Genomic DNA, 10,105 nt, shown 5'->3' on the forward strand with positions numbered 1-10,105 from the left:
TATTAGTTTTTATACACATCATCTAATGATATAAAATCAGCGATTTTATATCTATTTTTTAATCTGTCTTTGATATAAGTGTGGTCTAAATTTTCGTTTAATTCTATAATGATTTCGAAAAAATCAGACACAGCTTCGTTGTTTTCGTTCAAATTTATCGAAACTAAATCGACGCTTAGTTTAGCCAAATATGTTAAAAACTCAGCCAGTGAGCCCCGTTTGTTTTCGATATTTAGTATGATTTTATACCTGTGTGGCGCGTTTCGCGTCCATTTGACGAAAATCATTTCATCGCTTTTCATCAAATTTGCTGCTCTTTCGCAAAGCTTGTGATGAACCGTGACATTGTGTCCGTTGCGAAAACCGATGATATCGTCCCCGCGCTTAGGATTACAGCAGTAATCAAACTCTACTTCGTTGATTTTGTAGTTTGAATACACCACGATATTGTCAAATTTTTGCTTTTCGACGCTGTATTTATCGCGGAATTTCATATTAAAAAGCTTCTCTTTGAGCGGGTATTTTTTTAGCGCATTTACGACATCTTTCAAAAATACCGAATCATAGCTTGCTTTGCCGACTTTTTTGATTAAATTTTCTTTTTCTACCCAGCTTATCACGCTCTCTTCGGTTGTGGCGAAAATCGCACTTAAAATTTTAATCGCTACTTCTTGATTTACATCGCGAATTTTTTGTTTGCAAAATGCCTTGATTGTGGCTCTTGCCTTGCCGGTTTTGACAGAATTTAGCCAGCTACAACGATAGTGTGGGTTGTTTCCTGTGATGATATGGACGATATCGCCGTTTTGAAGCTCGGTTAGAAGTGGCACTTTTATGCGATTGACAAAGGCTTCGACGGCTTTAAGACCGACTTGTGAGTGTATTTCATAAGCGTAATCAAGCGCAGTCGCACCTCGTGGGAGTGTGAAAATTCCACCCTTTGGCGAATATACTGCGATATCCTCGATATATAGGCTATCTTTGGCATATTCGTATAAATCATCGGCGTTTGAATCATCGGCTTCTTGCAAGCCAATATCGCTAATCCAATCAAGCTTAGGATTTAGCGAGCCAGAGTATTTGTATTTCCAGTGTGCAGCCACGCCAAGCTCGGCTGTGTTGTGCATCTCTGTGGTGCGAATTTGAACTTCGACTATCATGCTGTCGTTAAAAACGGTAGTGTGAATCGTCTGGTAGCCGTTTTGTTTAGGTAGGGCGATATAGTCTTTAAATCTCGAAATCAAAGGGTTAAATTTGGTGTGAATTACGCCAAGTGCTAGGTAACAATCCATCGGTTTTTGCACGATTATACGAATAGCTAGCAAATCCAAAACCTCTTCAATCGAAATGCCCTTTCTTTGCATTTTTAGGTAAATTGAATAGTAATGCTTCATACGCTTTTGAATTTCAAAGCTGTTTTCGCTAAATCCGTTTGTAAGCAGATACTCGCTAATCGTTTCGCTAAATTTGCTTAAATTTATTTGGAGCTGTTGTTTGTGCTCCTCGACATAGTTTGCGATTGTGGCGTATTCTTTTGGCATTACATATTTGAAGCTTAGATCTTCTAAGATATTTTTAATCGATGAAATTCCAAGCCTGTGCGCGATTGGCGCATAAACTAGAAGCGTCTCTTCGCCTATGCGTTTTTGCTTATCTGGGCGGAGTGCTTCTAGGGTTAGCATGTTATGGAGCCTATCACAGAGTTTGACGACTAAAACTCGTTGATCTTCTATCGAAATCATCAGCATTTTGCGAAATGTCAGAGCTGTGGTGCGAAGTTTAGCGTTTTTATCGCCAGAGGGGGCTAGTTTATCCTCGCGGATATTTACGATTTTTGTCATACCCTCTACGATTTTTGCGACATCTTCGCCAAATCTATCCCCGACTTGCTCGGTGCTAAAATCCGTATCCTCGACCACATCGTGCAAAAGCGCAGAAATGACCATAGCGTCATCACCGCCCATAAATGCGACGAAACACGCTACCAAAATCGGGTGGATTGCGTATGGTTCGCCACTTTTGCGAAATTGCCCTTCATGCTGTGTAACGCATAAATTTATCGCATCTACAAGCACTGGGGTAGGCTCTTTTAGGCTGTAAAGTAGCCGTTTGGCGTCCTCGATCTCTTTTGTTTCGACAATATCTTCGATAAGGCTTTCTAAATAGCCGTCACTAATCCTTGTCAATGATTCCATCTAGGGTAATCTTACCTTCTGCTAATTCTAAAATCGCAATATCTGCAAATTTCATATTGCGTGTGTCAATGTTTTCGACAAGCGGAGTTGCCCCAGCGGCAAGCTCTTCTGTGCGTTTAGTAGTCATTAGTGATAGCTTGTAGCGATCGCCTCCTGTGACTTTCAACGCTTTTGCTATGATTTGTTCTGTTCTCATTAATTCTCCTTTTTTAGTTTTTTACGATTGAACATTGGCTTAAATCGCCGTTATTGATGATTTTGTGTAAATTTCCGCTCTCAAACATATTACATACGATGATTGGAAGTTTGTTGTCCTTGGCTAGGGCGATTGCGGTATCGTCCATGACCTTGATATTATCGTGCAAGGCTTGATCGTAGGTAATGGTATTTAAAAGCACTGCGTCATCGAATTTATGCGGATCTTTGTCATAAATTCCATTTACCTTTGTCGCTTTGATAATTGCGTCTGCGCTGATTTCGACCGCGCGCAAAGTGCCAGCAGTATCAGTGGTAAAAAATGGATTTCCAGTGCCTGCTGCAAAGATTACGACCCGTTTTTTCTCCAAATGTCTTTTGGCTCTGCCGATGATGAAGGTTTCGCAGATTGCTTCCATTTTTATCGCGCTTTGCACGCGCACATCTATGCCGTTGTATTCGAGTGCCTCGCGCATAGCGATTGCGTTGATTACGGTTGCTAGCATGCCCATGTGATCGCCACTTGTGCGTTTGATGATACCGCCAGCTGCCGCGCTTACGCCTCTGATTATGTTTCCGCCACCGATTACGATACCTACCTCGATACCGTTATCGACGAGCTGTTTAATCTCTCTGGCTATAAATTTTAAAATTTCGCTATCTATTCCAAAACCATCTTTTCCAGCCAGTGCCTCGCCTGAAAATTTAACGAGCACACGATTAAATTTTGCCATTTTAATGCTCCTTGAAAAAATTTGATTATGTTATCTAAAACTCGTTTAAAAATAGCTTTTTACGCCGTTTTAAATAATGCCAAAAATTTATTCACCCATAGTTTTTTGGGCGTGATTATCTCGCTAGGACTTGCGTTTATGGCGTGATACACACTTGCCCCGCTTAGCGTGGCGTAATAGCGGATTATCAGGCGTTGCAGGTGCGGTTCGTAGCTAGGAATAAACCAGCCGTTGTTTGAAATCGCCACGACAAATTTTGGATTATCGCTGTAAAACTCACCCCTCGTCGCCTCGTAGCAAATCGCGCTTTTTACGGGGATTTCTTTGATTGTATAAAAACTAAAATTTGGCGCAATGGAAAAATCGCTAGCCCCGCCTAAAAATGTGTTATTTATAAAATCTCTAATCGGCGCAGGCAGGGGCACTTGCTCGCCAAAAGGCACCAAAATGTGCTTGTCAAATCTGCGCAAATTTCCGTTTTCAAAAACATACGCGCTGTTGTAAAATTTAGACTCTTCATACGCCTCAGCACCAGCTACAATCGAAATTTTATGCGATTTTTCTAGCAAAATTTCCTTTAAGGCTTCCTCGCGGTTTAGATAGAGTGCAAATGCGCTTTCTGGCAATACTATCGCCTCGTAGCCACTTTCTATCGCCTCGTCGATTTTGGCTAAATTTTCTCTAATCGCGTCTAAAATTTTGTCATTGTCCCAGATGTCAAATTGTGAAATTTGCGAGTTTTCAAGCTTGATTTTAAGTGGTAAAAATTCGGCTTGTTTTTCTTTAAATTCTAACGCGCAAATCAAGCAAGCGCAAAAAAGCAAAATTTTGGCTTTGTGCCTAAATTTTATTAAAATGCAAATTCCAGCCAAAATCGCGCAAAATGCGAAAATTTCGGCTCTGAAAATTCCGTGTGAAAACAAAAGCTCGAAATTTAGCCAATCAAAGCCAAATGGGTGGATAAATTTCAGCCCCACCAAACAGAGCGCGCGCGCTATCGGCTCATCAAAAATGGCAAAAATACGAAAAATCGCCCCCGCAATCAGGCAAATTCCTAAAATTTCAACTGGGATTAAAAACGAAAGTCCAAAATAAATCAGGCTAAAACTAATCCAATAAAACCAAATCGCGCCGATAAAAAACCCAAACCAAAACCAAATTTGCCTTTTGCTTTTTAAAAGGACAAATAGCGCAAAAATCGCGATTAGTGGCGATAAAAATTCAGCCAAAAGTGGTAAAATTCCACTTAAATTTTGGCTTAAAATTTCAACAAATATAAAATTTGAAACTCCAAGCGCAAGAAAAAAGCCGTTATTTATTTTATTTAATGTAAAATACTCTCTTTTTAAATTTTTTACAAAGGAAAACGATGGAACAAGGAAGTCTTTTTGGAACATTATTACCTCTAATTGTCTTTGTTGGGATTTTTTACTTTTTGCTAATCAGACCGCAACAAAAACAAGCAAAAGAGCATAAAGCTATGGTTGATGCGCTCGCTAAGGGCGATAAAATCGTCACAAGTGGCGGACTAAAATGCACAGTCGTAAAAACAAGTGAGGATTTTATCACAGTTAAGCTTAATGATGATGTTATCGTCGAACTAGACAAACTTTATATCGCAAGAAGGTTAGATGCGTAGTAAGATTACATATCGTTTGATTGCCTTTTTAGTAGCGGCAATTTTTAGTTTGATTTTTGCTATGCCTTCGATTTTGCAGAGCGAAAAGGGCGATAAAATCAACCTCGGACTTGATTTGCAGGGCGGTCTTCACATGCTGCTCGAAGTCCAAAGCGACGAGGCGATAACTTCGAAAATCAAATCAATCGCAGCTAGCGTAAATTACGCTGCTAAGCGCGATGATTTGCTAATGGACGGCTTGAAGCTTGATAGCGATTTTTTCGAATTTGAAATTTTAGACCCCGATGAAGCGCCTAAATTTGACGCTTTGCTTCACTCTGCTGCTAGTGGGCTTGAAATCGCCAAAACTGGCGAGAAATACCGCGTAAGCCTGACACCAGAGGAGATCGCTAGCACCAAAGAATACGCGATTGCTCAGGCTGTGGATACCATACGCAACCGCTTGGATCAATTCGGCCTTGCTGAGCCAACAGTCGCCAAACAGGGCGAGAGCTATATCCTAGTCGAGCTTCCTGGAATTAAGAGCTCAGAAGAGGAGCAACGAGCCAAAGATTTGATTGCCAAAGCAGCGCATTTACAGCTCATGGCACTTGATGAGATTCGCCAAGACAGAGCCTTAACAATGAGCGAAGATGAGGCCAAAAGCTACGGCGATGTAATTTACCCTGATGCGAAAAATCCAGAGTATAAATACCTAATCAACGAAATTCCGGTTTTAGACGGAGCAATGCTAGTCGATGCTAGGGTGGCTTTTGATCAAAATACAAATCAGCCAATCATAAATTTCACGCTTAATTCACAAGGCGCGCAAATTTTCGGCGATTTTACAGGCGAAAATGTCGGCAGACGCCTTGCGATTGTGCTTGACGGCAAGGTCTATTCAGCTCCACGCATTAACGAGCGAATCGGTGGCGGAAGCGGACAAATCAGTGGCGGATTTAGCGTGCAAGAAGCACACGATGTGGCGATTGCACTGCGCTCTGGTGCGCTTTTGGCTCCTGTTAGCGTGAGCGAATCACGCAGTATCGGACCAAGCCTAGGTCAAGATAGCATAGATCAAAGCGTGAAAGCCCTAACTTTCGCGGCGATTGTAATTTTGATTTTTATGGTTTTATACTATGGTATGGCGGGTGTGTTTGCAGATATCGCTTTGATTGTAAATATTTTATTTTTGATAGCATTTATGGCGCTGTTTGGGGCGACACTGACCCTGCCTGGTATGGCTGGAATCGTGCTTACCGTGGGTATGGCAGTCGATGCTAATGTCATCATAAATGAGCGCATAAGGGAAGTGCTAAAATCTGGTGGCTCCATTAGCCAAAGTATCACCAAAGGCTACGAAAACGCTATGAGTGCGATTGTAGATGCAAATATCACTACGCTGATAACTTCGGCTGCCTTGTATGCGTATGGCACAGGCCCTGTTAAGGGCTTTGCGGTAACTATGAGTATAGGTATCATCGCGTCGATGATTACAGCGATTTTGGGCACTCATGGTATGTTTGAGGTGGTAATGGGCAAAATGGAAAAGAGCAAAAATACGAAATTTTGGCTAGGTTACAAAGTTAGAAAGGCGCAAAATGCAGGTATTTGATAGTGATAAAATTTATGATTTTATGAAATTTAGACATATCGCATTTGTGATATCTGCGATTTTGATAATTGGCTCGATTGGGCTATTTTTGATTAAGGGCTTTAACTATGGTATAGATTTTAGCGGTGGAACGCTAATCCAGGTCAAATACGACCAAAAAGCCCCGCTTGATGAAATTCGAACTCGTTTTGAAGCGGCAAATTTGGGAAATATAAATGTAACTGAGTTTGGAAGCGATGAGGAAGTTACCATTAGATACTCTGGCAGTAGCGATTCACTGGGCGATAATCCAGCCTTAGCAGCGCAAGAAATTTTAAAAGGAAGTGGAAATTTCGAGGTTCGCAAGGTCGATGTGGTGGGTCCAAAGGTCGGTAGCGAGCTACGCACAAAGGGAATTATGGCTGTTTGTGTTTCGTTTGCACTTATTTTAGTATATATTACTTTTCGTTTTGAATGGAGATTTGCGATTGCGGCGGTGATTTCGGATTTGCACGATGTCATCATCGCATGTGGTGCGCTGATACTATTTAAAATCGATTTTAACCTTGAAATTTTGGCCGCACTTCTTACGATTATGGGCTATTCGCTAAACGATACTATCGTCGTTTTCGATAGGATTAGAGAGGGTGTGCGCACTAGCAAATCCATTAAGCTAACCGAGGTTATCAACGAATCGATCTCAGCTACGCTTTCAAGGACATTTTTGACATCATTTACGACCTTGCTCGTAATTGTGATTTTGTTCGTTTGGGGTGGGGCTATGATACATGGATTTAGCCTTGTTATGCTTGTTGGCGTCGTGGCTGGAACATTTAGCTCGGTTTTCATCGCTGCACCGCTTTTGATTTTATTCGGATTCGATGTGGAAAAATATCGCGCGTTTTTGGCTGATAAACAACGACGCGCCAAAGAAAAAGAAAAAATGCGCGCAATGTATGAAAAAGGCACTGTATAAGGATAGAAAATGAACTGGGGAAGAGTAACATACATATTTTTTGCTTTGATGAGTGCGACTACAATCGCTGGATTTATCTACGAAAGACACGAGCTTTTGCTCTTTATCGCTGCTAGTATTAATGCGGTTTCTACGCTACTTAAAGTCGGTGTGCGCAATATGCTCTCAGCCGAGCTTTTCGCAAGCTCGCTTGTGGCTGATTTGCATCTAATCCCAGCGTTTGTGCTTATGATAGTTCATCCAGGTGATCTTTCGGTTATAACCGCGCTTTGTATCGGCGCGCTGATTGCTGTGATTTTCTCATTGGTGCTAATCACCGTAGAATCAGCCAAATCAAAAGATGAATTTTAGGAGTAATAATGGCTTATAATAGCAAAGAGATAGAGTTAAAATGGCAAAAAATTTGGAACGATGAGGGCGAAGCAGAGCCAAAGGACGATTATAGCTTACCTAAAAAATATATTCTTTCGATGTTTCCATACCCAAGTGGGCGTATCCACATGGGACATGTGCGAAACTACGCTATCGGCGACGCGCTATCGCGATACTACCGCTTGCAAGGATACAATGTGCTCCAACCAATCGGCTTTGATAGCTTTGGTATGCCAGCAGAAAACGCAGCGATTAAGCATAAAATTCACCCCAAAAAATGGACTTACGAAAATATTGATTATATGAAAAACGAGCTAGACAGGCTTGGTTTTAGCTTTTCAAAACGCAGATTATTAGCTACTTCTGATCCGCTTTATACAAAATGGGAGCAGGAATTTTTCATCAAAATGTATGAAAAGGGGCTGATTTATCGCAAAAGCTCACTGCTAAACTGGTGCGAACACGACGGCACCGTGCTTGCAAACGAGCAGGTCGAAGACGGCAAATGCTGGCGCTGTGGCAATGAAGTAGTGCAAAAACAAATGCAAGGATATTACCTAAAAATCACTGATTATGCGCAGGAACTGCTTGATTGCTTGAAGGATTTGGAGGGAAAATGGCCAAATCAAGTCCTAACCATGCAAGAAAACTGGATTGGGCGAAGTGAGGGTTTGAAATTCCGCTTTAAATTTGACGATGAAAGCCGTGAGATGCTAGACGGAATCGACGGATTTGATGTATTTACGACTCGCCCTGATACGATTTATGGTATGAGCTACTCGGCTCTTGCGCCTGAACACGCGGTTATTGCGAAGCTTTTGGAGAAAAATTTACTTCCAAAAGATGTAGAGCAAAAGGTCCGCGCGATCCTAAATCAAAGCCCAAGAGAGCGACAAATCGCCGATAAAGACGGAGCGTATCTGGGCGTAAATGTCCTACACCCGCTAACTGGCAAAAAAATCCCAGTATGGATAGCAAATTTTGTCTTAGCAGATTATGGTGATGGCGCGGTTATGGCTGTGCCAGCAGGCGATGAGAGGGACTTTGAGTTTGCGAGTAAATTTGGACTTGAAATTATAAATATTTTCGAAAACGAAACCCTACCGCATGTCGAAAAAACAGGAATTTACGCAAATTCTGAAATTTTAAATGGCCTAAAATACAAAGAGGCAAATGAGAAAATTTTGCAAATTTTTGAAGAGCGAAATTTAGGCTTTCGCGTGGTAAATTTCAAACTCCGCGACTGGGGCGTTTCACGCCAGCGCTACTGGGGTGCGCCGATTCCGATGATTCACTGCGAAAAATGCGGTTTAGTTGGCGAAAAAATCGAAAATTTGCCAGTTGCGTTGCCTGATGATGTGCAAATCACAGGACTTGGCAATCCGCTTGATAAACACCCTACTTGGAAGCACTGCACCTGCCCAAAATGTGGCGGAAAGGCCGTTCGCGAGACCGATACGCTTGATACATTTTTCGAGAGTAGCTGGTATTTCGCGCGATATGCAAGCGATGAGAAAACTTGGACGAGCAAGGCATTTGACGAGCAGAGCGTGAATTACTGGATGAGCGTAGATCAATACATCGGTGGTATCGAGCATGCGATTTTGCACCTGCTTTACGCTAGATTTTTCCAAAAAGCTTTAAGAGATTTGGGTTATTTGCGCGATAGCGAGCCGTTTGCTAGACTTTTGACACAAGGCATGGTGCTAAAAGACGGCGCAAAAATGAGCAAATCTAAGGGCAACACCGTCGATCCTGATGATATCATCGCTACTTATGGGGCTGATACTGCGCGACTTTTCATACTTTTTGCAGCACCTCCTGCAAAAGAGTTAGAGTGGAACGATAGCGCAGTAGAGGGCGCTTATAAGTTTCTAAACCGCCTTTATGAGCGTTCAAGCAATGCGTATAAAACAGATAAAATTCCTAGCATTAACCACGCAAATTTAAGCAAAGATGAAAAATATGCGAGATTAAAAGTCTATGAGGCGTTAAAAAAATCGCACGATGTCTATACGGAAAATTTCGCCTTTAATACCCTAATCGCGGCGTGTATGGAGGCTCTAAATGCCCTAAACGCGCAGGATAACGCTGATATTTACACTGAGGGGTATTTTATTATCCTAAATTTACTTCAACCAATCGTGCCTCATATCGCAAGCGAGCTAAGCCAGACACTTTTTGGGCGCAAAAATTTCACAAAAATTTCGCTTTTGCCTGAGGTTTTTGTGAGCGATACTATCACGCTTGCAGTTACCGTAAATGGCAAAAAACGCGCCGAAATCGACGCCAATGCGGACGCGAGCGAGGCGGAAATTTTAGCACTTGCCAAAGAAAATGTCGCAAAATGGTTAGAGGATAAAACGCTAATAAAAGAAATTTATGTCAAAAACAAACTTGTAAATTTGGTCGTAAAGTAGG

General features: G+C 41.8%; 9 protein-coding genes. 5 read left to right on the forward strand and 4 right to left on the reverse strand.

Translation table 11 applies throughout. The features are described 5' to 3' along the window. Positions 1-2 precede the first annotated feature (2 nt). From OFO10_RS07050 to OFO10_RS07065, 4 genes are read right to left on the reverse strand one after another with little or no spacing between them, the layout of a single operon-like run. Positions 3-2,195, reverse strand: coding sequence for a RelA/SpoT family protein (locus OFO10_RS07050; RefSeq protein ID WP_270866644.1), 2,193 nt, complete (start codon positions 2,193-2,195; stop codon positions 3-5). After that, complete coding sequence (locus OFO10_RS07055) at positions 2,173-2,391, reverse strand: DNA-directed RNA polymerase subunit omega (RefSeq protein ID WP_270859275.1); 219 nt, start codon at positions 2,389-2,391, stop codon at positions 2,173-2,175. The genes OFO10_RS07050 and OFO10_RS07055 overlap by 23 nt, the downstream gene beginning before the upstream one ends. 13 nt (positions 2,392-2,404) lie before the next feature. After that, positions 2,405-3,124 carry a UMP kinase gene (pyrH, locus tag OFO10_RS07060; RefSeq protein WP_270859276.1) on the reverse strand — a complete coding sequence of 240 codons (720 nt, stop codon included), beginning with the start codon at positions 3,122-3,124 and terminating at the stop codon, positions 2,405-2,407. 59 nt (positions 3,125-3,183) lie between these two features. After that, positions 3,184-4,521: an apolipoprotein N-acyltransferase gene (locus OFO10_RS07065; RefSeq protein WP_270866645.1), complete on the reverse strand. Its 1,338-nt coding sequence runs from the start codon at positions 4,519-4,521 to the stop codon at positions 3,184-3,186. Here OFO10_RS07065 and yajC point away from each other — a divergent pair. From yajC to leuS, 5 genes are read left to right on the forward strand one after another with little or no spacing between them, the layout of a single operon-like run. After that, on the forward strand, positions 4,494-4,763 hold the full coding sequence (gene yajC / locus OFO10_RS07070; RefSeq protein ID WP_270862572.1) for a preprotein translocase subunit YajC: 270 nt from the start codon (positions 4,494-4,496) through the stop codon (positions 4,761-4,763). The two genes, OFO10_RS07065 and yajC, sit on opposite strands and share 28 nt — an antisense overlap. Beyond that, positions 4,756-6,357 (forward strand): protein translocase subunit SecD, encoded by a 1,602-nt coding sequence (gene secD, locus OFO10_RS07075; RefSeq protein ID WP_270866646.1) that lies wholly within the window; start codon positions 4,756-4,758, stop codon positions 6,355-6,357. Before yajC ends, secD begins: the two co-directional genes overlap by 8 nt. After that, entirely contained in the window at positions 6,344-7,312 is a 969-nt protein-coding gene (secF, locus tag OFO10_RS07080) for a protein translocase subunit SecF (protein ID WP_270866647.1), read from the forward strand. The genes secD and secF overlap by 14 nt, the downstream gene beginning before the upstream one ends. Before the next feature lie 9 nt (positions 7,313-7,321). Next, complete coding sequence (locus OFO10_RS07085; protein ID WP_270859281.1) at positions 7,322-7,663, forward strand: DUF6394 family protein; 342 nt, start codon at positions 7,322-7,324, stop codon at positions 7,661-7,663. An 8-nt stretch (positions 7,664-7,671) separates the two neighbouring features. Then, positions 7,672-10,104 carry a leucine--tRNA ligase gene (gene leuS, locus OFO10_RS07090; protein ID WP_270866648.1) on the forward strand — a complete coding sequence of 811 codons (2,433 nt, stop codon included), beginning with the start codon at positions 7,672-7,674 and terminating at the stop codon, positions 10,102-10,104. The last annotated feature ends 1 nt before the right edge of the window (position 10,105 follow it).

The sequence above is a fragment of the Campylobacter sp. VBCF_06 NA8 genome (assembly GCF_027737825.1).
Taxonomy (GTDB): domain Bacteria; phylum Campylobacterota; class Campylobacteria; order Campylobacterales; family Campylobacteraceae; genus Campylobacter_B.

Bases quoted from the DNA above. Each gene is read 5' to 3' on its own strand.
- yajC (WP_270862572.1), top strand. From the start codon at position 4,494: ATGGAACAAGGAAGTCTTTTTGGAACATTATTACCTCTAATTGTCTTT.
- secD (WP_270866646.1), top strand. From the start codon at position 4,756: ATGCGTAGTAAGATTACATATCGTTTGATTGCCTTTTTAGTAGCGGCA.
- leuS (WP_270866648.1), top strand. From the start codon at position 7,672: ATGGCTTATAATAGCAAAGAGATAGAGTTAAAATGGCAAAAAATTTGG.
- pyrH (WP_270859276.1), bottom strand. From the start codon at position 3,124: ATGGCAAAATTTAATCGTGTGCTCGTTAAATTTTCAGGCGAGGCACTG.
- OFO10_RS07055 (WP_270859275.1), bottom strand. From the start codon at position 2,391: ATGAGAACAGAACAAATCATAGCAAAAGCGTTGAAAGTCACAGGAGGC.
- OFO10_RS07065 (WP_270866645.1), bottom strand. From the start codon at position 4,521: ATGTTCCAAAAAGACTTCCTTGTTCCATCGTTTTCCTTTGTAAAAAAT.
- secF (WP_270866647.1), top strand. From the start codon at position 6,344: ATGCAGGTATTTGATAGTGATAAAATTTATGATTTTATGAAATTTAGA.
- OFO10_RS07085 (WP_270859281.1), top strand. From the start codon at position 7,322: ATGAACTGGGGAAGAGTAACATACATATTTTTTGCTTTGATGAGTGCG.
- OFO10_RS07050 (WP_270866644.1), bottom strand. From the start codon at position 2,195: ATGGAATCATTGACAAGGATTAGTGACGGCTATTTAGAAAGCCTTATC.